Annotated in this window: 22 protein-coding genes; 10 read left to right on the forward strand and 12 right to left on the reverse strand. The window is 71.2% G+C overall.

Translation table 11 applies throughout. The features are described 5' to 3' along the window. Nucleotides 1–2 precede the first annotated feature (2 nt). Nucleotides 3–1,094, reverse strand: a complete 1,092-nt coding sequence (locus HDC37_RS01175; RefSeq protein WP_218869250.1) for a Gfo/Idh/MocA family protein — start codon at nucleotides 1,092–1,094, stop codon at nucleotides 3–5. A 122-nt stretch (nucleotides 1,095–1,216) separates the two neighbouring features. Here HDC37_RS01175 and HDC37_RS01180 point away from each other — a divergent pair, with 122 nt between their 5' ends. The 5 genes from HDC37_RS01180 to HDC37_RS01200 all read left to right on the forward strand — a co-directional run bounded on the left by HDC37_RS01180 (nucleotide 1,217) and on the right by HDC37_RS01200 (nucleotide 11,414). Next, nucleotides 1,217–3,205: an alpha-galactosidase gene (locus tag HDC37_RS01180; protein WP_179558570.1), complete on the forward strand. Its 1,989-nt coding sequence runs from the start codon at nucleotides 1,217–1,219 to the stop codon at nucleotides 3,203–3,205. Between the two features lie 45 nt (nucleotides 3,206–3,250). Then, nucleotides 3,251–6,313, forward strand: coding sequence for an alpha-mannosidase (locus HDC37_RS01185; RefSeq protein ID WP_179558571.1), 3,063 nt, complete (start codon nucleotides 3,251–3,253; stop codon nucleotides 6,311–6,313). Beyond that, nucleotides 6,310–9,252 carry a glycoside hydrolase family 2 TIM barrel-domain containing protein gene (locus HDC37_RS01190; protein WP_179558572.1) on the forward strand — a complete coding sequence of 981 codons (2,943 nt, stop codon included), beginning with the start codon at nucleotides 6,310–6,312 and terminating at the stop codon, nucleotides 9,250–9,252. Before HDC37_RS01185 ends, HDC37_RS01190 begins: the two co-directional genes overlap by 4 nt. Beyond that, nucleotides 9,245–10,552: a hypothetical protein gene (locus HDC37_RS01195; protein ID WP_179558573.1), complete on the forward strand. Its 1,308-nt coding sequence runs from the start codon at nucleotides 9,245–9,247 to the stop codon at nucleotides 10,550–10,552. Before HDC37_RS01190 ends, HDC37_RS01195 begins: the two co-directional genes overlap by 8 nt. Before the next feature lie 61 nt (nucleotides 10,553–10,613). Continuing rightward, nucleotides 10,614–11,414 (forward strand): IclR family transcriptional regulator, encoded by an 801-nt coding sequence (locus tag HDC37_RS01200; RefSeq protein WP_179558574.1) that lies wholly within the window; start codon nucleotides 10,614–10,616, stop codon nucleotides 11,412–11,414. Here the strand turns inward: HDC37_RS01200 and HDC37_RS01205 are convergent. The 3 genes from HDC37_RS01205 to HDC37_RS01215 are packed head-to-tail and all read right to left on the reverse strand — an operon-like array spanning nucleotide 11,408 to nucleotide 13,874. Continuing rightward, on the reverse strand, nucleotides 11,408–12,082 hold the full coding sequence (locus HDC37_RS01205) for an SDR family NAD(P)-dependent oxidoreductase (protein ID WP_179558575.1): 675 nt from the start codon (nucleotides 12,080–12,082) through the stop codon (nucleotides 11,408–11,410). The two genes, HDC37_RS01200 and HDC37_RS01205, sit on opposite strands and share 7 nt — an antisense overlap. Continuing rightward, nucleotides 12,079–12,939, reverse strand: coding sequence for a fumarylacetoacetate hydrolase family protein (locus HDC37_RS01210; protein ID WP_179558576.1), 861 nt, complete (start codon nucleotides 12,937–12,939; stop codon nucleotides 12,079–12,081). The genes HDC37_RS01205 and HDC37_RS01210 overlap by 4 nt, the downstream gene beginning before the upstream one ends. Nucleotides 12,940–12,992: 53 nt before the next feature. After that, entirely contained in the window at nucleotides 12,993–13,874 is an 882-nt protein-coding gene (locus HDC37_RS01215) for an oxidoreductase (protein WP_179558577.1), read from the reverse strand. Between the two features lie 70 nt (nucleotides 13,875–13,944). Between HDC37_RS01215 and HDC37_RS01220 the strand changes: the two genes are divergently transcribed. Beyond that, entirely contained in the window at nucleotides 13,945–14,850 is a 906-nt protein-coding gene (locus HDC37_RS01220) for an SGNH/GDSL hydrolase family protein (RefSeq protein ID WP_179558578.1), read from the forward strand. Here the strand turns inward: HDC37_RS01220 and HDC37_RS01225 are convergent. Next, on the reverse strand, nucleotides 14,836–15,426 hold the full coding sequence (locus tag HDC37_RS01225; protein WP_179558579.1) for a peptidase M23: 591 nt from the start codon (nucleotides 15,424–15,426) through the stop codon (nucleotides 14,836–14,838). The genes HDC37_RS01220 and HDC37_RS01225 overlap by 15 nt on opposite strands. A gap of 56 nt (nucleotides 15,427–15,482) precedes the next feature. Here HDC37_RS01225 and HDC37_RS01230 point away from each other — a divergent pair, with 56 nt between their 5' ends. Then, complete coding sequence (locus tag HDC37_RS01230; protein ID WP_179558580.1) at nucleotides 15,483–15,908, forward strand: hypothetical protein; 426 nt, start codon at nucleotides 15,483–15,485, stop codon at nucleotides 15,906–15,908. Here HDC37_RS01230 and HDC37_RS01235 read toward each other — a convergent pair. Beyond that, a complete protein-coding gene (locus HDC37_RS01235) occupies nucleotides 15,890–16,360 on the reverse strand; it encodes a GNAT family N-acetyltransferase (protein WP_179558581.1) in 471 nt (156 codons plus the stop codon). The two genes, HDC37_RS01230 and HDC37_RS01235, sit on opposite strands and share 19 nt — an antisense overlap. A gap of 46 nt (nucleotides 16,361–16,406) precedes the next feature. On the opposite strand from HDC37_RS01235, the gene HDC37_RS01240 reads away from it, so the two are divergent. Both HDC37_RS01240 and HDC37_RS01245 read left to right on the forward strand, forming a co-directional pair. Then, nucleotides 16,407–16,826: an MmcQ/YjbR family DNA-binding protein gene (locus HDC37_RS01240; protein WP_308472045.1), complete on the forward strand. Its 420-nt coding sequence runs from the start codon at nucleotides 16,407–16,409 to the stop codon at nucleotides 16,824–16,826. Nucleotides 16,827–16,888: 62 nt separating this feature from the next. Further along, a complete protein-coding gene (locus HDC37_RS01245; protein WP_179558582.1) occupies nucleotides 16,889–18,355 on the forward strand; it encodes a glutamate-cysteine ligase family protein in 1,467 nt (488 codons plus the stop codon). 12 nt (nucleotides 18,356–18,367) lie between these two features. Here HDC37_RS01245 and HDC37_RS01250 read toward each other — a convergent pair whose 3' ends face one another. Genes HDC37_RS01250 through HDC37_RS01275 form a run of 6 tightly spaced genes read right to left on the reverse strand, consistent with a single transcriptional unit; the run spans nucleotide 18,368 to nucleotide 23,219 of the window. Continuing rightward, nucleotides 18,368–19,153, reverse strand: a complete 786-nt coding sequence (locus tag HDC37_RS01250; RefSeq protein WP_179558583.1) for a siderophore-interacting protein — start codon at nucleotides 19,151–19,153, stop codon at nucleotides 18,368–18,370. 24 nt (nucleotides 19,154–19,177) lie between these two features. Continuing rightward, nucleotides 19,178–19,930, reverse strand: coding sequence for an ABC transporter ATP-binding protein (locus HDC37_RS01255; protein WP_179558584.1), 753 nt, complete (start codon nucleotides 19,928–19,930; stop codon nucleotides 19,178–19,180). Then, nucleotides 19,930–20,937, reverse strand: coding sequence for an iron chelate uptake ABC transporter family permease subunit (locus HDC37_RS01260; RefSeq protein WP_179558585.1), 1,008 nt, complete (start codon nucleotides 20,935–20,937; stop codon nucleotides 19,930–19,932). The genes HDC37_RS01255 and HDC37_RS01260 overlap by 1 nt, the downstream gene beginning before the upstream one ends. After that, the gene (locus HDC37_RS01265; RefSeq protein ID WP_308472046.1) at nucleotides 20,934–21,875 is read right to left on the reverse strand and encodes an iron chelate uptake ABC transporter family permease subunit; all 942 of its coding nucleotides are present in this window, start codon (nucleotides 21,873–21,875) and stop codon (nucleotides 20,934–20,936) included. The genes HDC37_RS01260 and HDC37_RS01265 overlap by 4 nt, the downstream gene beginning before the upstream one ends. After that, complete coding sequence (locus HDC37_RS01270) at nucleotides 21,872–22,909, reverse strand: siderophore ABC transporter substrate-binding protein (protein WP_179558586.1); 1,038 nt, start codon at nucleotides 22,907–22,909, stop codon at nucleotides 21,872–21,874. The genes HDC37_RS01265 and HDC37_RS01270 overlap by 4 nt, the downstream gene beginning before the upstream one ends. A gap of 58 nt (nucleotides 22,910–22,967) precedes the next feature. After that, nucleotides 22,968–23,219 (reverse strand): helix-turn-helix transcriptional regulator, encoded by a 252-nt coding sequence (locus tag HDC37_RS01275; RefSeq protein ID WP_179558587.1) that lies wholly within the window; start codon nucleotides 23,217–23,219, stop codon nucleotides 22,968–22,970. Nucleotides 23,220–23,425: 206 nt separating this feature from the next. On the opposite strand from HDC37_RS01275, the gene HDC37_RS01280 reads away from it, so the two are divergent. Continuing rightward, nucleotides 23,426–23,953 carry a hypothetical protein gene (locus HDC37_RS01280; protein ID WP_179558588.1) on the forward strand — a complete coding sequence of 176 codons (528 nt, stop codon included), beginning with the start codon at nucleotides 23,426–23,428 and terminating at the stop codon, nucleotides 23,951–23,953. Nucleotides 23,954–24,181 lie beyond the last annotated feature (228 nt).

The following is a 24,181-nucleotide window of genomic DNA, read 5'->3' on the forward strand; positions in this document are numbered from 1 at the left end:
CGTCACAGCGTCACCTCTTTCCCTTCGGCGGCCGACCGGTAGCAGGCATCGATGATCTCGGTGCGGTGGAGGGCGAACTCGCCGTGGTGGCCGGTCCAGTCGCCGGAGCGGACCACGTCGACGAACTCGGTGATGACGAGGCTGTGCTCGCCTCCGGCGACGGTGACGTCCGGGCGGAGCGTGACGGGCGCGCCGGCTTCGTGGCGGTACACCCACAGCGTGTCCTGCGGCTTGTACCGGGGGACGAACAGGCGAAGGCCGCCGTCGATGCCGAGGAGCTCGATGGAGATGTCCTCATCGTCGGCCGTGTGGCCGGCCCAGCTGATCTCCAGTGCGACGCTGGCACCGTTCTCCAGGCGCAGCAGGGCCGAGACGAGGTCTTCGACCTCGAAGCGTCCGGACCCCGCCATCTGCTCGCGGTTGTCCATCGCCCCGTACCCGGCGCGGCCCAGCTCGCCGTGGGCCACGGCGCTCACAGCGACCACCCGGGGCTCCCCGATCAGGTAGAGGAGGGAATCGATGACGTGAGGGCCGAGGTCGATCAGGGCCCCGCCCCCGGCGAGGTCGCGCGAGGTGAACCACGAGGTGAGGCCCGGGATGCCCGAGCGCCGCTTCCACGAGGCGCGGGCGTGGTAGATCGGCCCGACCCCGGTCTCCTCGAGATAGCGGTGGGCCCACTGCACATCAGCGCGGCGGCGATGGTTGAACGCCACCTCGAGAACCCGGTCGTTCTCTGTGGCGGCGGCCACCATGGCGCGGGCCGCAGCTGCCGTGATCGCCAGCGGCTTCTCGCAGAACACGTGCTTGCCTGAGCGGAGCGCAGCGATGGAGATCACGTCGTGCAGCGCATTGGGTGTGGCGACGCTCACGACGTCGATGTCGTCCCGGGCGACGATCGACTCCCAGTCGGGGTAGACATCCTCGACGCCCCAGGCGGCGGAGAGCGCCGCCAGCCGGTCGGCTTCTTTGCCGGCGACGGCCACGACCTCCACGCCGGGGATCGCGCGGTACGCCTCGCCGGCGGTGGTCCCGGCGTATCCGGTGCCGACGATCCCGACTCGCAGGGGCGCGGGAGGCTGGGGGGAAGAGATCACGTGTCCTCCATCGATAGGTCGATTGATCGTATCAAAGCGCATCCTCGGCGCTTAGCCGGTTCTCTTGACGGGGGAAGCCTCGCTTTAGATATGATCTAAGAACTCCCGCCACCCTGAGGACGATGATGACCCCAGATATACCGGCCGCCGCGTCGTCGGCCGATGCCGTGCCCGGCGACCACGGTGCCGACCTCCGCCTGAACGGTGGCACGATCGCGCGGCTGGACCCCGGGCAGGTGGTCGCCGACCGCGAAGGGCTCACTCGCGACTGGTCGACGCTGCGGATCGGATCGGGAGGGGTCTGGGAGATGCGACTCGCGCTGCGCAATGACGGCGCCGAGCCGATCACCGTGACGCGCATGGATGCCTGCGCTCTCACCCTCCGCGGTCCCGCAGCAGGCGCAGCCGTGCACTGGCGGACCAGCTGGTACCGGTCGGCCTGGGGGGATGAGTTCCGACCCCGCCACGGCACCACTCGTCACGACCTTTTCCTCGATGTGCGATCAGGTCGATCCTCGCACGGCGCCGCGCCGTGGCTCGGCATCGAGCGGGAAGACGACGCCGCCGCCCTCATCATCACTCCCGCGTGGAGCGGCAACTGGCACATCACCGCACTGTCGGGCGGGGTCGTCACCGCGGGGATCTCGCCGTGGCAGCTGTCGGTGACCCTTCAGCCCGGCGAGCGCCTCACCGCGCCGTCGGTCGTCGTCGCCGCCGCCGCGGATCTGGATGCCGCGGCCGTGGAACTGCAACGCGCCGTGCGCGATCACTGGCTCGCGCGCTCGCCATTCGCCGACACCGTCCCCACCGAGTGGAATCACTGGTGGCCCTACGAGGACGTCGAGGTCACCGAAGAGGTCATCGCCCGGAACGCGGCGGTGGCAGCCGAGGTCGGCCTGGAGGTCGCGACCGTCGACGCCGGGTGGTTCGGTGCGTCGGACGCGGGCAGCGACTGGCAGGAGCAGCGCGGGGACTGGACGGATGTCAACGCCGAGCGCTTCCCGTCGGGCCTCACCGCGCTGGGCGACGCCGTCCGGGCGGAGGGCGTGCTCCCGGGCATCTGGATCGAGGCCGAGGCGGTCGGCCGCAGTGCGCGGCTGAGGAGGGAGCACCCCGACCTCCTCGCGCTCGCCGACGAGTCCCGCGCGCCGGATCCGTCCTACCGGCGCATGACGGTGTCGCTCGATCCCGAGGACGCGGGGTTCCTGGGGTACGTCTGCCTCGGCTCGCCCGCCGGCCGCGCCCACGTCCGCGCCGCTGTCGGCGATCTCGTCGAGCGGCTCGGGGCGCGGTGGATCAAGCTGGACTTCAACATCGACCCCGATGCGGGGTGCACCCGCACCGACCACGGCCATGGGGCCGGCGACGGCCTGTTCCGCCACTACGAGGGTCTCTATCGGGTCCTCGACGAGGTGCGCGAGCGCTATCCCGAGGTCTTCCTCGAAGCGTGCTCCTCGGGGGGCCTCCGCATCGACCTGGGTCTCGCGCGTCACGTGCACGCCTTCTTCCTCAGCGACCCCGATTACACCGAGCACCACCTCGAGGTGCTCCACGGCGCCTCGCGCCTGCTGCCGCCGCTGGGCATCTTGCACTGGTCGCAGTCGCAGTGGCGGGGCGACTATCCGCCGCAGCAGCGGGAGTGGGCGTCCGTCGGCACGGCGGAGTTCGCCTCGATGCTGCGCGCAGCGATGCTCCATCGCTTCGGAGTGAGCCTGCGTCTGACCGACCTCGCGCCCCCACTCCGCGGCGTGCTGCGGGAACATGTGCGGCTCTTCCGCGAGGAGATCGCACCCCTCGTGCGCGACGGCGTGCTCCGGCCCCTCTCGCCGTCGCCCGAACGCGGCGGGATCGGAGAGCGCGCGCCGGCGTTCCAGCTGTCGTCCGATCGCGAGGACCGCCACGTCGTCGCCGCCTTCGTGCTCTCGGGCGGGCGCCCGCCCGCGCGCGTACGACTGAGCGCCCTTCACGCCGACGCGCGCTATCAGGTGACCGACCTCGCCACGGGCGAGGTGCGGCCGGCCGACGGTCGCGAGCTCCTCGACGTCGGAGTCGCGCTGTCCACCTCCGGCGACCCGACATCGTGGCTGCTCGCCATCGCGCCGGCATCCTGACCCCCCTCCCCCGCCACCGAGCCCCGGACCTTCCAGGAAGTCACCGTGCACAGCGATCACCCCCTCGTCGAAGCCCGGCTGCGCCGCTTCACCACCGACCATCTGATCCCCGCGATCTACCGGGACGCCCAGCCGCTCCGGGCCGCCGCGTGGCGCGTGCCGCGCGAGCCCGTGCCGTTCGACGAGGCCATCGGGCAGTCGTTCGAGCCCGTACCGCTCGGCTGGCGGTGGGGGCGCGCGTGGTCCACCGTCTGGTTCCGGGTCACCGGACCGCTCCCCGCCTCGTGGCAGACGGGCGCGCCTGCCGGAACCTCGGTGGAGGTGCTGGTCGACTTCGGGTACAACCGGTCCCGGTCCGGATTCCAGGCCGAGGGCCTCGTCTATCGGCCCGACGGCACACCGATCAAGGCCATCGCGCCGCTGAACTCATGGGTGTCGTGGAACCCCGCGGACGGCGACGTCGACCTCGTCATCGAAGCGGCGGCGAACCCCGATGTGGCGGGCGAGTACACCTTCGACCCCACGCCCCTGGGAGAGTGGGATGCCGCGGGAGACGAGCCCCTCTACGAGCTGCGTCAACTCGAGGTGGCGCTGCGGGATGAGACGGTGTGGGAGCTCGTTCAGGACGTCTGGACCCTCACCGGTCTCATGGAGCAGCTTCCCGAGACATCGTCGCGACGCCATGAGATCCTCCGCGCGCTGGAGACGATGATGGACGCCGTCGACCCCGACGATGTCGCCGGCTCAGCGGTAAGCGGTCGGCAGATGCTGCAGGGCGTGCTCTCGGCGCCGGCGAGCGCGTCGGCGCACCGGATCCTCGCGACCGGTCACGCCCACATCGACTCGGCCTGGCTGTGGCCGATCCGCGAGACGGTGCGCAAGTGCGCGCGCACCTTCACCAACGTCACCGCGCTGATGGACGACGACCCCGACTTCGTCTTCTCCTGCTCCTCCGCCCAGCAGTACGCGTGGCTGAAAGACCACCACCCCCGGGTCTACGAGCGCATCCGCGAGAAGGTCGCCGCCGGCACCTTCGTTCCCGTCGGCGGCATGTGGGTCGAGTCGGACACGAACATGCCGGGGTCCGAGGCGCTCGCACGCCAGTTCATCGTCGGCAAGCGCTTCTTCCTCGAGGAGTTCGGGATCGAGTGCGAGGAGGCGTGGCTGCCCGACTCCTTCGGCTACTCCGCGGCCCTGCCGCAGATCGTCGCCGCCGCCGGCGAGCGGTGGTTCCTGACGCAGAAAATCTCCTGGAACCAGTCCAATCGCTTCCCGCATCACACCTTCCGGTGGGAGGGCATCGACGGCACCCGGGTCTTCACCCACTTCCCGCCCGTGGACACCTACATCAGCGAGCTGTCGGGCGCGGAGCTCGCCCACGCGGAGCGGAACTTCAGTGAGAAGGGCCGCGCGACGATGTCGCTCGTGCCGTTCGGGTGGGGTGACGGGGGCGGGGGGCCGACGCGCGAGATGCTGGCCGCGGCCCGGCGCACCGCCGACCTGGAAGGCTCACCGCGCGTCAGCGTGGGCTCTCCGCGGGAGTTCTTCGCGGCGGCCGAGGAGGAGTACCCCGATGCGCCGGTGTGGGCGGGGGAGATGTACCTCGAGCTGCATCGCGGCGTCTTCACCTCCCAGCTGAGGACCAAGCAGGGAAACCGTCGGAACGAAGCGCTGCTGCGCGAGGCGGAGCTGTGGGCCACGACGGCTGCCGTCCGCCGGAATCACCCGTATCCCGCCGAACGGCTGCGTCGTGCCTGGGAGACCGTCATGCTGCTGCAGTTCCACGACATCCTCCCCGGCTCGGCGATCGCGTGGGTGCACCGGGAGGCGGAGGAGCGCCACGCCGCCGTCACAGCGGAGCTGGAGGAGCTGATCACCGACGCCCTCGAGGCGCTGTGTGCCGACGGATCGACCGAACACGCAGACGACAGGGTGCGCGTGAACGCCAGCCCGTTCCCGCGCGCGGCGACCCCGGCGCTCGGTGCCGCAGTCGCCGCCGCGCCGGTCCGCGGTGTCGAGGCGACCGGCGACGCACGGGCCGACGACGACATCGTGCTCGACAACGGCGAGGTGCGGGTCGTCGTCGACGGCGAAGGTCACATCCGCTCGCTCATCGCCCACGCGGACGGGCGCGACGCGGTGCCGCCCGGAGCGGCGCTGGGCGTCCTCCGCCTCCACCGCGACCTCCCGAACCTGTGGGACGCGTGGGACCTCGACGCCCACTACCGCCGGACGGTCACCGAGCTCACCGCCGTCGACGAGCGCAGCATCGAGCATGACGCCGACGGCGGGGTGGCGGTCGTCGTCGTACGCCGCTTCTCCTCCTCGTCGGTGCGCGAGCGCATCGTGCTCCGTCCGGGTGCTGCAGATGTGGAATTGACGTTCGAGGTCGACTGGCAGGAACGCGAGAAGATCCTCAAGCTCGCGATGCCCTTCGACGTCCACGCCGATCGCATCGCCGCCGAGACGCAGTTCGGCCACATCTTCCGGCCCACCCACACCAACACCAGCTGGGACGACGCCCGCTTCGAAGCCTGTCAGCACCGCTTCGTCCACCTGGCCGAACCCGGCTGGGGTGTCGCGGTGGCCAACGATTCGACCTACGGATACGACGTCGAGCGGCACACGCGCGACGACGGCGGCACGACGACCTCGGTGCGCTTCTCCCTGCTGCGTGCTGCGCTCTTCCCCGACCCCGAGGCCGATCAGGGCGTGCACGTCCTGCGGTTCCGGGTGCGGCCGGGTGCCGAGGTGCTCGACGCGGTCGCCCTCGGGTACGACCTGGCCTTTCCGCTGCGCGCGGCGTCGGCGGCCATCCCGCCGCTGGTCACCTCCCATGCGCCGTCGGTGCTCGTCGAGACGGTCAAGCAGGCCGAGGACGGCAGCGGCGACGTCATCGTGCGCCTCTACGAGGCCGGCGGCCGACGCGCTCGCACGCGGGTGGGCTTCCACGCGCACGCCGCCGCGGTGCGTCTGACCGATCTGTTGGAACGAGACGTGCACGGCGACGTCCCCGTCGTCGAGGTCACCGGCGACGGCAGCGCGATCGAGCTCGAGTTCCGGCCGTTCCAGTTCCGGACTCTCCGCTTCTCGGGGGTGCGCGCATGAGCCGGCATCCGGAGCAGCCGCAGGCGCTCGATGACCTCGGCCCCGCCGTCGGGACCGTTCCGACCGTGGCGAGCTGGACGACGGATGCGGCGGAGTGGGTGCTCGACGGCACCTGGGACTTCCGCTGGTCGCCGACACCCTCCGAGCGGATGGACGAGGGATGGGGGTCGATCCCCGTCCCCGCGAGCTTCGTCATGCCCGCTCTGGATCGCGACGCCGCGCCCGGCCGTGATCATGGCCGTCCGGCCTACACGAACAAGTGGTACCCCTTTCCCATCGATCCCCCTCACCCGCCGGACGAGAATCCGGTCGGTGAGTATCGACGGCGCTTCCCCCTCGCCGACCCGCCGCCGCGCGCCGAGCTGCGCTTCGGCGGGATCGAGGGGGCGGCCGATGTCCGGCTGAACGGGGTCCTGCTGGGGTCGACCCGGGGAAGTCGCCTGCCGATGGCGTTCGATGTGTCGGGACTGCTCGAGGCCGACAACCTGCTCGAGGTGCGGGTGCACCAGTTCAGCGCGGCGACGTACCTCGAAGACCAGGATGCCTGGTGGCTGCCGGGCATCATCCGGTCGGTGGTGCTGCGCGCCCGACCCCTCGGCGGCGTGCGCGACGTTCGGGTGCGCGCCGAGTGGACCGCCTCCGGAGGGGTGCTCACCGTCGTGCCCGACCTCGAGGCCGACGGCGATGCCACGATCGAGATCGCCGAGCTGGGCGTGAGGGTCCAGGCAGGCCACCCCACCCCCGTGCCCGGTGCGCTGCCGTGGTCGGCGGAGGACCCGGTCCTCTACACCCTCCGCGTGCGCACGGCCGCCGAGACGGTGACGCACCGGATCGGCTTCCGCACGGTGCGCATCGTCGATGGGGTCTTCCAGGTCAACGGCGTCCCGGTCTCGCTGCGCGGCGTGAACCGGCACGAGCACCACCCGCGCCTGGGTCGACATGTGCCGCCCGAGGTGGTCACCGCCGAACTGCTGATGATGAAGCGGCACAACATCAACGCGGTGCGCACCTCCCACTATCCGCCGGACCCGATGTTCCTCGACCTGGCCGACCGGCTCGGGTTCTGGGTCGTCGACGAGTGCGATGTCGAAACGCACGGCTTCGGCGAGATCGAGTGGCGCGGCAACCCGATGGACGACCCGCGCTGGGAGGCGGCGCTGCGTGATCGCGTCGCCCGCATGGTCGAGCGGGACAAGAATCACCCCTGCATCATCCTGTGGTCGCTCGGCAACGAAGCGGGCGAGGGATGCAACGTCGCGGCGATGGCCGACGAGTTCCGCTCCCGCGACGACACCCGCCCGCTCCACTACGAGGGCGACCAGTCCAGCGCCCACGTCGACGTGTGGTCGCGGATGTACACCCATCCCGACGAGGTCGCCGAGATCGCCATCGGGGTCGAGCCGGCCCTCGCCGACGAGGCGCTGGATGCACGGCGGCGGGCGATGCCGTTCGTCCTCTGCGAGTACGCCCATGCGATGGGCACGGGGCCGGGGGGACTGACCGAGTACCAGGACCTGTTCGATGCCCATCCCCGGCTCATGGGGGGATTCATCTGGGAGTGGCTGGAACACGGCGTGCAGGTCGACACCGACCGGGGCCCGGTGACCCGGTACGGCGGGGACTTCGGCGAACCCCTCCACGACGCCAACGACGTGATCGACGGACTCGTATCGGCCGAGCGCCGCCCGCGCGCCCAGCTGACCGACCTCGCCCAGGTGTTCGCGCCGTTGCGGTTGACGATCGACGGTGCTCGGCTCCACGTCGTCTCGCGCCTGGACCACACGGATTCGTCGCGGTACACCCTCCGGTACCGGATCGAGGATGCCGCCGGTGTGCGCGAGACGGGCGCGCTGGACGCGCCGCCCCTTCCGCCCCGAGGTCGATGCACCCTCGATCTCCCCGCCGCGCCGCCGTCTGCGGTGCTGACCGTCGAGGCCGTGCAGGTCGGAGAAGCCGCCTGGGCGCCGAGCGGATGGGTGGTCTCGCGCGTGTCGGGCGCCGTGCCGACGGGGATCACCGCTCAGCGGCGTGGTCCGGGATCATCCCGCCGCCTTACCCTCGCCGATGTCGACCTCGATCCCGCAACGGGTGCGCTGCGGCGCCTCGGCGACCTGGCGGTGGCGGATTGGCGGTTGGTACTCGACCGGGTGCCCACCGACAACGACCGGCACGCGGGGTGGGACGAGATCCTCGACTTCTCGTATGCGGAACGGTGGCGGCTGCTCGGACTGCACGACCTGCGGTCCCGGTTGGTCGCGATCGAGCCGGTGTCCATCGACCACCCCGACGGTGAGATCCGCGTCCGCACCGTCGTCGGCGGGCCGGCGGTCGACGCGCGGGTGACCTGCCGCTGGCGGTGGCGGGCCGTCGACGGCGGCATCCGTCTCGATCTCGCCGTCGACCCGGAGGGGCACTGGCCGGCGTGGACCGCGCACTGGGCGCGCGTGGGCGTCGGGTTCTCGATCGCCGGGGAGGGCCGGCTGGAGTGGTGCGGGCGCGGGCCGGGGCCCGCCTATCCCGACCTGGGACAGGCGGCGACCGCCGGCTGGTTCGCCGGTGCGGTCGCCGAGCTTCAGGAGCGCACCGTGCGGCCGCAGGAGGCCGGTGCGCGGGCGGCCTCCTGGGTGCGGGTGGAGGCCGGGCGGCGCGCGCTCGAGATCGGACTCGACACCACGTCGCCCCGCGGGCCGGTGAGCGACCCTGCGATCACCGTGCGCCCGTGGTCGGAGACCGCCCTGTGGGCCGCGGCGCACGACGACGAGCTGATCTCCGACGGACGCACCCACATCGTGCTCGACCTCGTCCGCGCGGGGGTCGGCACGGCGCGGTGCGGCCCGGGCGTCCTCCCCGCCTACCGGCTGACGGCCCAGCCGGTTCGCGGCTCGTTCCAGTTCTTCACCCCCGATGCATCCGATGCGAACGGAGACCGTCATGTCTGACCCCGATCCCTCCTCTCCCGCCGCCGCGGATCCCGCCGGAGATCGCCGGCCCCGCGACATCCGCACCGGTGTGGACGGCATCGTCCTGCGGCTTTCCCCGGTCGAGCGCGTGACGTTCCGCTCCTTCGTCGACTGCAACATGGCTGCGGCGTGGGTGGGGGATCGGTTTCGGATCTTCCCCGGCAAGTACGGCGAGGACCCGGTCTGGGGCAGCGCCGATGACCTGAAGATCGGTGAGGGCGCCACGGTGAGCGAGGCTTTCGCCGCCGAGCCCGAGGCCTTCCGCACGCCGGTCCTGCCGCCCAACGCGCCCCCCGGCACTCCGGGTCTGCACGGTGCGATCTGGTTCGAGACGGTCTATCAGGACCCGCAGGACGCGTCCGGGAGGACGCTCTACGCGCTCTACCACAACGAGAACTACCCCGAGACCCTGCCCTACGATCCGGCCACCGGCGAGGGGATGAGCGACCGGGATTGGCCGCCGGGACTCAAGGGCGACGACTCGATCCAGGCCGCTCCCCGCATCGGCATCATGCGGTCGGTCGACGGCGGCGAGAGCTGGGAGGACCGCGGCATCCTGCTGGAAGATCGGGACGAGCGGATGATCCGGCTGCCGGTCAATCGCAACTACTGCTTCCCGGGCGGGGTGGGAGACCCGAGCGCCGTGGCCAGCGGCGATCACCTCTACGTCTTCTTCGGGGAGTACGCCTACCCCGAGCCGTTCGACGCCGCGACGTGGAGTGCCGACATCGAGGCATCCGGACAGTGCATCAGCGTGGCGCGCGTGCCGCTCAGCGACCTCGATGACCCGGTCGGTGCCGCTCGCCGCTGGGACGGCGAGGCGTTCGCGGCCCTCTGGGACGCCGCGGGGCAGCCCATTCGCGCGCTCCAGATCGACCGGGAGGCCGGCGGTGGCGCGGTGTCGCAGGGCGACGAGCGCTACTACTGGGGACCGTCGGTCAGCTGGAACGAGCACCTCGGTGTCTGGGTGATGCTGATGGGCAGGGTCGATGACGCGTTCTGGGTGGGGGACAGCATCTTCGTCTCCCTCAACCCGCACGCCGATCTCGGCGCGGGGTGGAACGCCCAGGACTGGTCGCCCCCGGTCGAGGTGCTGCGCCGTCCCGGGCACACCCTGTGGTACCCGGCGCTGCAGCCGACCGACAGCGACGACGACCGCGCCGCGCGCCGCACCTCGGTGCGGCTCGGCCGCGAGGCCCGCCTGTTCGTGAAGGACATCACCGACACCGACGCGGACTATGTGTGCGACTTCGCCGTGGAGTTCCTCCGCGAGGGGTGACCGGCCGCGGTCGTGGAGTGGTGCCGGACTACGATTCCCCTAGCGGACGGAGGGGGATCGTATGGCGGAGGTCGTGGGCGAGGAACCGCGACTCGTCGGCAGCGACCGCGTTCTGGCCGTGCTTGCAGCGCTCGGCTCCCACCCCCGTGGGGCCACCCTCGACCAGCTCAGCCACGAGGTGGCCAGCCCCAAGCCGACCGTGCATCGGGCGCTCGCGGCGCTCCGCCGCGCGGGGTTCGCCGAGCAGATCGACCGCGGGGTCTACGCGATCGGCGACGAGTTCCTGCGCATCGCGTTCCAGACCGCCGCGGAACGGCCGGATGTCGTCCGGGTCAGACCGGTGCTCGACGAACTGACGGCGACCTTCGGAGAGACGGCCCACTACGCCGTCCTCGAGGGGGCGGAGGTGGTGTACCGGGCGAAGACCGACCCGCCCGCCGGCGCGGTGCGCCTCACCTCCGTCGTCGGCGGGCGGAACCCCGCCTACCGCACGGCGGTGGGCAAGCTGCTGCTGAGCAGTCGGGTGCAGAGCGAAGCCGACCTCCGCGCGATCGTCGGGGAGGGGCCCCTCGACGCCCGGACGCCCCGCACCATCACCGATGTCGGCGCTCTGTGGCGGGAACTGGAGCTCAGCCGAGAGCGGGGCTACGCCGTCGACGACCAGGAGAACGAGCTCGGCATCACCTGCGTCGCCGTGGCACTTCCGTCGGTCGACGGGGCGGCGCCGGTGGGCGCCGTGAGCGTCAGTGCCCTGGCCTTTCGCATGCCGCTGGCAGACCTCGTCTCGGCCGTGCCGACGATCCAGGCCATCGTCGCCCGCGGCAGCGGCGCGCGCGCAGTCGAGGGCGAACCCGGTCAGTAGACGGCGCGGCCGCCGCTGATGTCGTAGACGGCGCCGGTCGAGAAGCTCACCCGGTCGGACGCGAGCCAGGCGACGAGCTCGGCGACCTCTCGCGGCTCACCGACGCGCTTCATCGGAATGAGGCTGGTGATGTGGGCCAGCACGTCAGGTGCGGTCGTGGCGTTCATCGGTGTGGCGATGACCGCGGGGGCGATGGCGTTGACCAGGACGCCGGTGGTCGCGAGTTCCTTGCCCGACGACTTCGTCAGGGCGATGACGGCGGCTTTGGACGCCGAGTACGCGGCGAGATTCGGGTTTCCGTCCTTCCCCGCCATGCTCGCGAAGTTCACCACGCGGCCCCAGCCGCCCGCCACCATCCCGGGGACGAAGGCGCGCATCATCGCCACGACGCCGAGGACGTTGACCTCGAAGGTCGCGCGCCACGCGTCGAGCCCCGTCTCCACCAGGGGGAGGTTCGGTCCCACGATGCCCGCGGAATTGATGAGGATGTCGATCGTGCCGACTCGTCGAGCCAGATCGTCGACGGCCGCCGCGTCGGTCACATCCACACGCTCGTCGACATCGCCCGCGCGATCGACCCGGATGACCTCCACGCCGTCGGCGGTCAGCCGCTCCGCGGTCGCGGCTCCCAGTCCCTGGGCTCCGCCGGTGACGAGGGCCCGCTTCATCGCGGGCCCACCACGGTCTGCCGCTGCGCGCCGAGCCGGTCGATCGAGACCTCCATCACGTCGCCCGGGCGCAACCAGAGCGGGGGCGTGTGACCCATGCCCACGCCTGGCGGGGTGCCGGTGTTGATGAGATCGCCCGGCTCGAGCACCAGGAACTGGCTGATGTAGTGCACGAGGAAGAGCGGATCGAAGATCATGGTCGCGGTGGATCCGTCCTGGCGACGCGCTCCGTTGACGTCCAACCGCATGCTGAGACTGCGGACGTCGGGAATCTCATCAGGGGTCACGAGCCACGGCCCAGCGGGGTTGAAGGTCTCAGCCGACTTCCCCTTCAGCCACTGGCCGCCGCGCTCCATCTGGAACGCCCGCTCGCTGACGTCGTTGACGACGGTGTATCCGGCGATGTGTCGACCGGCGTCCTCGGGGCTCGCGAGGTAGGCGGCGCGAGCACCGATGACGACGCCGAGTTCGACCTCCCAGTCGAGCTTCTCGCCGCCCCGAGGCATCCGCACATCGTCGTCGGGGCCGACGAGGGTGTTCGGCGACTTGGTGAAGAGGATGGGCTCGGCGGGAACGGCTTGGCCGGTCTCGGCGGCGTGGTCGGAGAAGTTCAGCCCGACGCAGATGATCTGATGCGGGCGCGCGATCGGCGAGCCGAGGCGTTCGCCTCGGCGTCGGTGCACGAGCCCTCGCGTGACGCGGTCGTCCACGACGCTCCGCAGCCGGGCCACGCCGTCGCCGGCGAAGAACCCCTCGTCGATGTCGGGGGTGACGTCGGAGACGTCGACGTAGTCCTCGTCGCCGACGAAGACCACGGGCTTCTCTGATCCGAACGGCCCCAGGCGCGCAATTCTCATGGCGCGAGTCTAGGCTTATTCCACTCTGTGAGGAGAAATTCCGGATGTCGGAATCAGGGGCGTTCCACGCGTGCGCCGGCGACCGACTCCTCCGCCGCCAGCCGGTCGGCGGCGGTGACGCCGAACACGCGGTTCACCGCGGCGTCGAAGACGCGGTCGGGCAGGAGCCACCGCGCGAAGACGATCGCCTTCGCAGCGAACGGCACGGTGTAGCGGATCCGGGGCTTCGCCGCATCCACGGCCCGCCCGATGGCCTCGGCGACGACCGCCGGCCCCGCCGCCGTCTCGCCGTCCGCGGCGCTCAGCGTGCGCACGAGCGCGTGCGCCTGGGCGGCGTACGCGGTATCGCCCGAGACCTCCAGGGCACTCCGGCGGGAGATCTCGTTCCACTCGGTGCGGATCGCGCCGGGCCTGATGAGCACCACCCGCACGCCGTGCGGCTCCACCTCGACCCGCAGCGAGTTGCTGAGCCCCTCCACGGCGTACTTCGTCGCGTGGTACCAGGCGCCCAGGGGTTCGTAGATGCGGCCGCCGATCGAGGAGATGTTGACGATCGTGCCGCGGCGCTGGCGCCGCATCGTCGGCAGCACGAGCTGGGTGAGCCGTGCGAGGCCGAAGATGTTCACCTCGAACTGCCGTCGCGCCTCGTCGATCGGCACGTCTTCGACGGCGCCGTACGAGCCGTAGCCGGCGTTGTTGACGAGCACGTCGATGCGCCCCTGATCGTTCAGGATGCCGGTGACGGCGGCCGACATCGACTCGTCGTCGGTGACGTCCAGACGGATGACGCGGGCACCGTGTTCGGCGAGGTGCGCCATGCGCTCCACCCGCCTCGCCCCCGCGTAGACGACGAATCCGCGGCGGATCAGTTCGAGGACGGTGGCCTCTCCGATTCCCGAGGATGCTCCGGTGACCAAGGCGACGCGTGAATCCATAGGGAACACAAAACCAGGTACTCCTGCATGTCTCCTCCGCGGATCTGGTGCGTTTGCCTAGCCTGGCCGGGTGGGGGAGCGGGCACGACGTCGACGCCGCGCTCGGCTGCGGCGCACGGGCACGGTGCTGGGCGGCATCCTGCTGGTCGCGACCCTGACGGTCGGTTGGCTCGCCCTGACCCTCGGGCCCCTCAACGGCGTCGCGCGGGCCGCGGCTCCCCTCACCCCCCTGCCCACCGCTTCCGCCGACGCGGCGCCCGCCGCCCACGTCGCCGCCCCCGACGCCGCCCCGACCCCGGAACCGACTCCGCTCCTCCCGACGCCGGTCTTCCCCGAGCCGCCCGCCTCCCCTGTCCCTCCGCCGCCGCCCGCGCCCCCACCCACGGCCTGGGTGATCGGCGACTCCCAGGCCGCGGCCGACGCATCGTGGGTGGGCCGCGCCCCGGCCGAGCTCGGGTACGGGGTCACCCTCTCGGCGCGCGGCGGCATCGGATTCGTGGCGGCGCCGCCGGGGTCGGACGCATCGCCGGGGCATCCGAGCATTCGCGACGCGCTCGCCGCCGGGCTGTGGCAACCGCCCGCCGATCCCGCGCTCATCGTCGTGCAGTCCGGTGGCAACGATCAGACTTTCCCGCTCGATCAGGTGCGCGCCGCCGCCGAAGACTCGCTCGACCACCTGCGTGCCACCTTCCCCGAGGCGACCCTGGTCGTCGTCGGCCCGCTCGTGCAGGTCGAGGCGTGGGCACCCCAGCGGCGCGACGTGAGTACGACGCTCGCCCAGGTCGCCGCTGCGCGGGGCATCGCGTTCGTCGACACGACCGGGTGGGTCGCGTCATCGGGCCTGCAGCCGTTCCTCGTCGACGATCGCCACTTCTCGCCTGAGGGGCACGATGCCCTCACCGGCATCTTCGTGCGGGCGCTCGCCGGGCAGGGCGTGAGCGACCCTGCGGCGACGGCGCCGTCAGCAGCCTCCTGAGCCCGCGGCATCCGTTCCCGCGGGAGCACGCTCCCCGCCCGCGAGCTCCGCGGCCAGTGCCACCGCCGCAGGCCAGTACGGCGCGTAGTGGTCGGGCTGGGCGTTGATCTGGGTGCGGTGGGCGACGAGCGTCGGCTCCATCGCCAGGCGTTCGGGCTCGGGAACCTCGGCGAGCATCGCGCGGTAGAACATCGTCGCCGCGGTGTACGGATCCATGCGCGCGTCGCGCGGGCCCCACTCGTCCTGCTGCTGGAAGAGCCCGACGGAGGTGGTGGGGCTGCCGTCGGGGTTTCGCACCCCGCTCGTCTCCCAGTCGCCGTAGTCGAGGTTCCGCAGCGACGACTCGCCCATCGCGGTCATGACGGCGATCGTCTGGTCACGCTCCGACAGTCCGAGATCCTGGCCCGCGCGGATGACGGTGGCGGCATTCTCGCGCTGCTCCGCGGTCCAGGAGCGGCACTCGGGCGGGCTCTCCTGCGGCGAGAACAGCACGACGACGGCGATGACCGCAACGACCGCGACCGTGACGAGACCCGCGAGGACGGTCTGGATCCGGGATGCCGCGGAGGAGCGCACCTCCACATCGTGACATCCGTTCCTGTGATCCTCCCGCCGGGTATAGCCTGCCGCCGATGCGCCTTCGCCCGATCGACCTCGTGGACGTCTTCGTCTACCTCGTCGTGCTGGGCGCGTTCATCCAGCTCTTCCCGCAGGTCATCTCCGAGACGTTCCTCCTCGCCCTCCTCACGGCGATCCTGCTGAAGGTCGTGCTCGAGGGGGTGCTGTGGCTGAAGAAGCGGGTGGTCGCGCGCATCCGCGACTCGAGCACCGCGCTCACCCGCGCGGTCAACATCGTCGCGCTCGTGCTGATCCTCCCGGGGAGCAAGTTCGTGGTGCTGCTGCTGGTCGACGTCGTCTTCGGCGAGGAGGTGCGCCTGGGCGGGTTCTTCGCCGTCACCGCTCTCGTCATCGTGCTGACCCTTGCGCGGGCGGGGGTGCGGCGGCTCCTCGCTCCGCCGGCGCGTTCTCCCGCGAACGATCAGAGCTCACGGAGGTAGCAGAGCATCCGGTAGTCCTCGCCGGGCTCGATGTTCACGAAGCCGTGGCGTTCGTAGAACCGGCGGGTGTCGTGGTCGATCTCGTCGACGTTGATGTGCATCTCGCCGGCCCCGCGGCGGCGCACCTCGTCGATCGCCGCGGTGAGTACCCGGGTGCCGATGCCCTCGTCGCGAACCGCCGGACGCACGTAGAGCTCTTCGAGCTGCGCGAGCGGGCCGCGGTAGTACGGCGTCGGCCGCAGGGTGAGGAAGGCGAAGGCCACCGCCTTGCCGGCATCCTCGGCGAGGACGACCAGCACGTCGTCGCGGCGCAGCAGCTCGGCGAACCGCTCGCCGAAGAACGCCGCGCCGGGGGTGGGCGACTCGAACTCGGTGTTGAAATCGTGAAGGAGGGCGCCGACCGTGGCGGCATCCTCATCGGTGGCGAAGCGCACCGTGACCATCGTCGTCATGGGTTCATCATTGCCGCCGGGGCCGCGCGACGGTAGCGTGCGGCGCGTGGGTCATCCGGTGATGTTCGACGAGGGGGATGCTGCGCTCCAGCGCATCCGCGAGATCGCCCTCGCCTTTCCGGGGGCAGCCGAGCGGGTCTCGCACGGGCGGCCGAACTTCTTCACCACCAAGACCTTCTGCTACTACGGCGGCTCGGAGCGGGGTGACCACGTGGGCGCCCGGCACGACCGCGCCATCCTCATCCGGCCCGATCCCGCAGACGAGCCGGCGCTTCGTCAGGACCCCCGGTTCTGGGAGCCCGCGTACCTCTGGCCGGCCGGCTGGCTCGGGGTGGACCTGCCCGTTTCCGACCGAGACGACTCGGGCTGGACGGAGGTCGCCGAACTCATCGACGCCTCCTACCGGGTCACCGCGCCGAAGACGCTGGTGCGCGAGCTCGACGAACGCACCTCCCCGGCCGGCTGACCCCCGCCACGCCCACCCGCAACCCCTCGCACCCACGGGGGCCACGCCTCTAGAGTGCCCCCATGGGAGAGGATGTCGCACCGCAGGAGTTCACCCGCGCCGACCGCACGCGCCACCGCGAGAAGGTGCGGCAGAACCTCGACGTCTTCGCGCAGATGCTGCGCGAGTCGCGGTTCGACACCGACGATCCGCTGACGGGGCTGGAGGTCGAGTTCAACCTCATCGACGACGTGGGCGACCCCGCCTTCCGCAACGCCGAGGCGCTCGCCGCGATCGCGGACCCTGCCTTCCAGACCGAGCTGGGTCAGTTCAACATCGAGATGAACGTCCCCCCGGCGCGCCTGCGCGGGGGAGGGCTGACCGTCTTCGAGGAGGGGCTGCGTCGCAGCCTCAACCGCGCCGAGGAGCGCTCCGCCGGCGTCGGCGCGCACCTGGTGATGATCGGCATCCTGCCCACCCTCGCCGAGGGGCATCTCCGGCGCGAGACGCTCAGCGCCAACCCCCGCTACGCCTTGCTCAGCGAGCAGATCCTCGACGCGCGCGGGGAGGACATCGCGATCTCGATCACCGGCGCCGAGAAGCTCCGCACCACCGCCGACTCGATCATTCCCGAAGCGGCGTGCACGAGCACGCAGTTCCACGTGCAGACCTCGCCCGACGACTTCGCCGCGTACTGGAACGCCTCGCAGGTGATCGCCGGGGTGCAGCTGGCGGTGTCGGCGAACTCGCCGTACCTCCTCGGCAAGGAGCTCTGGCGCGAGACGCGCATCCCGCTGTTCGAGCAGGCGACCGACACCCGCAGCGAGGAGCTGAAGGCGCAGGGGGTCCGGCCCCGGGTGTGGTTCGGCGAGCGGTGGATCACCTCGGTGTTCGACCTGTTCGAGGAGAACGTCCGGTACTTCCCGGCCCTGCTTCCCGTCGTCGACGACGAAGACCCTGCGGCAGCCCTCGCGGAGGGCCGGGTGCCGTCGCTGGCCGAGCTGAAGCTCCACAACGGCACCGTGTACCGCTGGAACCGCCCGGTGTACGACATCGCCGACGGGATGCCGCACCTGCGGGTGGAGAACCGGCTGCTGGCCGCCGGCCCCACCGTCGCCGACATCATGGCCAACGCGGCCTTCTACTTCGGACTCGTGCGCGCGCTCGCCGAGGACGAGCGGCCGCTGTGGTCGCAGATGTCGTTCAGCGCGGCGGAGGAGAACTTCCACGCCGGCGCCCGGGACGGCATCGATGCGCGCGTCTACTGGCCGGGGGTCGGCCAGGTGGCGGCGACCGAGCTGGTGCTCCGGCGCCTGCTCCCCCTCGCCCACCGCGGCCTCGAGGCCTGGGGCGTCGACACCGCCGAGCGCGAGCGCCTTCTCGGCATCATCGAGCAGCGCTGCCTGACGGGTGTCACCGGCGCGGAGTGGTTCGTCGGACGCATGCACCAGCGCCGCGGCATGGAGCGATTCGACGCCCTGCGGGCGACGCTCCTGGACTACACCGCCGGGATGCACACCAACCAGCCGGTGCACACCTGGGAGCGCTGAGCGCCCCTGGTCTCAGCGCGGTGTCTTCTCCGCCGTCTCGCCGCGCTTCCAGTACCCCTTGATGACGGTCTGCTCGGCCGGCACGCCCCACCGCTCGAGCAGCAGGTCGCGTCCGGGCTTGACGATCGACTGCTCGGCCGCGATGAACCCCAGGATGCTGCCGCGCGGCCGCTCCTGACCGCCGAGGGCGCTCAACCGCGCAGCCAGCGCCGACGCGGGCGCCGTGGTGCCGCGGTGCACCTGCTCGACGGCGACGCCCGCGGGCGCGTCGATCGGCAGCTCGTGGGCGGTGTCGGCGACCTCGACGAGGATGCGCCCGCGCGCCTGGTCGTCCATGAGCCCGGCGAAGCGGCGCATCGCCGGCACCGCGGTCTCGTCGCCCGCGAGCATCCAGAAGTCGGGCCGCCCCTCGACGACCTTCGAGCCGCGCGGACCGCCGACTCCGGCGAGGGCGCCGATCGGCGCGGTCGCGGCCCAGGCGGCGGCCACTCCCGCCGTCCCCGCCGCCGGGTCGCCGTGGACGGCGAACTCGAGATCGAGCCAGTCGGCACCGAAGCGCGCGGGGGTGTACTCGCGGCTCGGCGCGGCGCGCAGCTCCTCGATCGCCTCGGGCTCGCCTTCGGGGAAGAAGATGCGGATGTGGTCGTCGGCTCCCAGGGAGGTGAACCCGGTGAGTTCCTCACCGACGAGGCGGACGCGGACGTACCCCGGGGTGAGCCACTCGCGGCTGTGGAGACGGACGCGGCGGAACTGCATCTCCAGACCTTCGAGGCGGAGGGAGAAGGATGACTCGGGCATGGCGCTCTTTCGTATCGTGTCGGCTCAGTCCCACAACACCACGGGGCGTCCGTCGATGTCGGTGACGCGCGCGGGGGTGTCGTAGAGGTCGGTCAAGGTGTCGGCGGTGAGGACGTCGGGAACGGCTCCGTGGTGAACCACGCGGCCGCCCTTCATCGCCAGGATGTCGTCCGCATAGCGCGCCGCGACGTTGATGTCGTGGAGCACCACGACCACCGTCATCCCCCTTTCCTCCGCCAGTCGGCGGACCAGGCGCATGAGGGCCACGCCGTGACGGGGGTCGAGGTTGTTCAGCGGCTCGTCCAGCAGCAGGTGGTCGGTGTCCTGCGCGAGCGCCATCGCGACGAAGGCGCGCTGCCGCTGCCCGCCGGAGAGCTCGTCGAGGAAGCGGTCGCGCACAGCGCCCAGGTCGAGGTCGGCGATGGCGCGGTCGACGTGCGCGCGGTCATCGGCCGAACGCCCCGACCCGCCGTGGGGGAAGCGGCCGTAGGCGACGAGGTCGTCGACGCTCAGGCGGATGGCGAGGTGGTTGTCCTGCCGGAGGATGGCCAGGCGCCGCGCGAGGTCGCGGGTGCGGGTGGTGGCCACATCCATCCCGTCCACGGTGATGCGGCCACCGCTGGTTCCGACGAGACGCCCGATCGCCGCGAGGACTGTCGACTTGCCGGCGCCGTTCGGTCCGATGATCGCGGTGACCCCCGGGCGGAGCGCGAGGGTGACGTCATCGACGGCGACCAGCGCGCCGTGGCGTTTGGTGACCTGCTCGGTCAGGATCATCAGCGGGCCCTTCCGGTGAGAACAAGGACGATGAAGAAGACGCCCCCGACGAACTCGATCACGATCGGCAGCTCGGTGCCGAACCCGAGGAGCCGGTCGAGGATCAGCTGCCCGCCGATGAGCGCGATGACGCCGAGCGCGAAGGCGGTCGGGATGGTGCGGAGATGCCGATGCCCGACCGCGCCGTAGGCGAGGTTGGCGATGATCAGTCCGAAGAACGTCACCGGCCCGACGAGCGCCGTCGAGGCCGACACCAGCACGGCCACGACGATGATGACGTGGAAGACGACGCGGCGGTGGGCGACGCCGAGCGAGATCGCTGTCGTCTCGCCGAGCGACAGCACGTCGAGCTCGCGGCGGACGGGCCACAGCGACGCGACGGCGAGCACCACGAGCAGCGCCGTCGGCAGGAGGAGCTCCCGGTCGACCGAGGTGAAGCTGGCGAACGTGACGTTCTGCAGGATGGCGAAGGTGTCGGGGTCGAGCAGGCGCTGAAGGAACGCCGTCACCGACCGGAACATCACGCCGAGCACCAGGCCGGCCAGCACGATGACGTGGAGGTCGAGGCGGCGGCGCTGGAAGAGCCACCAGTACAGCCCCAGCACCGACCCCGCCATGAGCACGAGCTCGACCGACCAGGATGCCCAGGGTGGGGCCGCGACGAGGATGAGCGGTCCGAGGACGAACGCCACGACCGTCTGAACGGTCAGGAACACGGCGTCGAATCCGAGGATCCCGGGGGTGAGGATGTGGTTGGCGGTGATCGTCTGGAACAGCACCGTGGCTGCGCCGACGGCCGCGGCCGCGATCAGCATGCCCGCGACGGTCAGCCACCGCAGGCCCAGGGCGTACTCCCACGCGCCGGGGAGGTCGGTGAAGAGGAAGAGCGCGACGAGCGCGAGCGCGACGCCGGTGAGCGACAGGGTGGCGGTGGTCGGGTGCCGCAGGATCGCAGGACGCAGGATCGGATGCCGCGAGCCGGCCGCGCGCGGGAGGGTCGAGGTCATGACGCCGCCACCCTGTCCACCGGGCGGGCCCGGCCCACCAGCATCCAGAGGAAGACGATCCCGCCGATGATGCCCATGACGACCGAGATCGGCAGTTCGTAGGGGTACCGCACGACTCGCCCGATGATGTCGCACAGCAGCACGATCGCCGCTCCCAGGAGCGCGACGAGCGGCACCGCGCGCCGCATGTTGTCGCCGACGAGGCGGCTGACGATGTTCGGCACAATGAGCCCGAGGAACGGAAGGGCGCCGGTGGTGACCATGAGGATGCCGGTCACCACGGCGATGATCCCGACGCCCAGACCCATCACCACGCGCGTGTCCAGTCCGAGCCCGCGGGCGGTGTCCTCGCCGAGACCGGCGACGGTGAACCGGTCGGCGGCGATCCACGCCACCGCCGCAGCCGCCGCGGCGAAGAAGAGGATCTCGTAGCGGCCGCGGAGGATGGCCGAGAAGTCGCCGATCCCCCAGCTGAGCAGCTCCTGCAGGAGCTCGGTGCGATAGGCGAGGAACGTGGTAACCGCGCCGATGACACCGGCGTAGAGGATGCCGACGACCGGCACCAGCACGCTCGAACGCGAGGGGATGCGGCGTGCGAGCAGGAGGAAACCGGCGACGCCGACCAGAGCGCCGACGGCGGCGACGGCGGCCTTCGCCCAGAGCGCCAGCCCCGGGACGGTGAGGAGGATCAGGAGCAGGGCCAGGCTCGCAGCATCCGTAGCTCCGGTCGTTCCCGGTTCGACGAACCGGTTCCGCACCAGCAGCTGCATGATGAGCCCGATGATCGCGAACGCCGCGCCGGCGAGGACGAGTGCGAGCGTCCGAGGTACGCGGCTGGCGAAGAGGATGAACCCGTCGAGCTCGGCGACGCCGATGAACAGCGAGATCGTCGCGAGGGCGGCGACGGACGCCGCCCCCGCGATGATCCACCGGGTCACGCGCCCGCGGCCTCGTGCACCGAGGTGAGCACGTTCTGGATCGCGGTCAGCCCGTTGATGACGATGTACAGCTCGCTGGCCGGGAGGTAGACGATGTGATCGTTCTGGGCGGCCGAGGTCTCGGCGACCAGCTCGTTGTCGAGTGTCTCCTCGGCGGTGGACCCCTCGCCGGTGGCGGCGCCGCGGTCGAACGCGAAGATCCACTCGGGGTTCGCGGTCAGCAGGAATTCGTTGGTGACGGTGTCGCCGTGCGGCGAGCCCTCGGCGCCGGGGAGTTCGGCGGCGGTGACCGCGGGGGTCCATCCGAGCTCGTCGTAGAAGTAGCCGAAGCGCGAGCCTTCGCCGAAAGCGCCGTACTCGCCACCCGACACCGACAGCACGAGAGCCGTGCCGTCGGCCTCGTCGCGGAGGGTGTCTTCGAGCGACTCGATCTCGGCGGTGAGGGCCTCGACCTCGTCCTCGCGGCCGAAGATCTCGCCCAGCTGCGCGGCGCGCTCCAGGCCCGAGCTCGGGTCGAAGGTGCCGGCGTACGCACCCGTGAGGTCGATGGTGGTGCTGATCTCCGACAGCTTTTCGAACTGGCCGGTGCTGCGCGCGGCGGTGACGATCAGCTCGGGGTCGAGCTCGGCGACGGCTTCGAAGTCGGGCTCGAACAGGGTGCCGACCTTCGGCAGATCGGCGTAGCCCGACAGGTAGTCGGGGAGGGGGACGTCGGGGATGCCGACGACGGCGTCGCCCGCGCCGATCGCGTCGAGGGTGTCGAGGGTGGCGATGTCGAACGTGACGACCGAGGCCGGGTTCGCGGGCACCTCGACGGCGTCGCGGGCGACCTCACGGTCTTCCTGATACGACGACTCGCCGCCCTCCTCCACGAGCGTGAGGGTGGGCTTGGCGTTCTCGACGACGACGGTAGCGCGCGTCTCGGCCGCAGGGTCGGTGTCGCCCTGCGCGGCGGGGGAGGCGCATCCGGCGAGGACGAGGGCGGTGCCGCCGAGGGCGGCGACGGCGGTCACGAAGCGAGGTGATGATGGCATGTAGGTGAGGCTAGCCTTACCTCACCTCGCATGTCACCTCGATGTCTCGACGCTGATCTCAGTGGGTGGGAGGAGCGCCGTGGTGTGTGGTATCGGTGTCGGCGTGGTCGGGCTCGAGGCGCAGAATGTCACCGGGCTGGCACTCCAGCGCCCGGCAGAGCGCTTCGAGGGTCGAGAAGCGCACCGCTTTGGCCCGACCGTTCTTGAGGACGGCGAGGTTCGCGGGGGTGATGCCGATCAGGTCGGCGAGGGTGCCGACGGCCATCTTCCGTCGGGCGAGCATCACGTCGATGTCGACGATGATCGGCATCAGATCACCTCGTTGAGCTCGGCGCGCAACCGCCCTGCCTCGACGTCGCGGGCGATGGCCTGTCTCAGCGCACCCTGAGGTCGATCACAGAATCGCGCGAACTCCACAGAATCCCGGCGCTCCAGTGTGGTGTTGGCGTGATTCTGTGACGCTCGCACCATGGAGAGGCCTTTCCCCGACGCATTCGCGTGGGTAACGTGGCGGCCGTGCCCCAGCTCTCGCCTCCCGTACCCGACGCCGCGACCATCCCTCGCCCGCGCACGGCCCTGATGGGCCGCGAGCTCGTCGTTCACATCCGGCGCCTGCTCATCGTCACGCTCGTGGTCTGCCTCGTGTACCCCACCTTCGTCGGCGCTTCGAGCTCCTTCTGCCCGGGTGGCTTCGACGCCGAAGGCGGGTTCCTCGATGGCAACGGGCAGCCGACCGAGATGGCGCCCGAGTGCCTGTCGCTGCAGATGGGGCCGAGTCCTTTCGTCTTCGCCGCCATCGCGGCGATCGTGCTGATGACGCTCGGTCGCGTCATCCGGGTGGCGATGGATCTCGAATCCGCAACACGGATGCTGCGCCGCGCCGCCCTCGCGATCATGATCGTCGGAGGGGTCTCCGTCGTCGTCGCGCAGGTGTGGTTCGGGTTGCTGCCGGTGCGCGAGTGGGACCCGGAGAGCGGGTACTTCTTCCTCTTTCCGTTCCCGTTCGCGAGCGTCGACCTGACGGTCGCGCCCCTCTCACCCTGATCGCGCTCCCCGCCCCGCGCCCTCGCCCCGCGCCTCGCCCCTGTCCCGGCGCCCTCGGCCCCTCGCCCCTGCCCCCGCGCCCTCGCCGCTGCCCCGCCGCCCCTGCCCCGCCGCCCTCGCGTGTGGCCCACACCCCTCGCCTGCACGGTCGCAGAATCGCGCCAACGTCGCAGGAACTCGGCGTGATTCTGCGAGGGACGTGTGATTCTCCGACGCAGGGGAGCGCGG

It is taken from the genome of Microbacterium sp. AK009, from assembly GCF_013410955.1.
Taxonomy (GTDB): Bacteria; Actinomycetota; Actinomycetes; order Actinomycetales; family Microbacteriaceae; genus Microbacterium.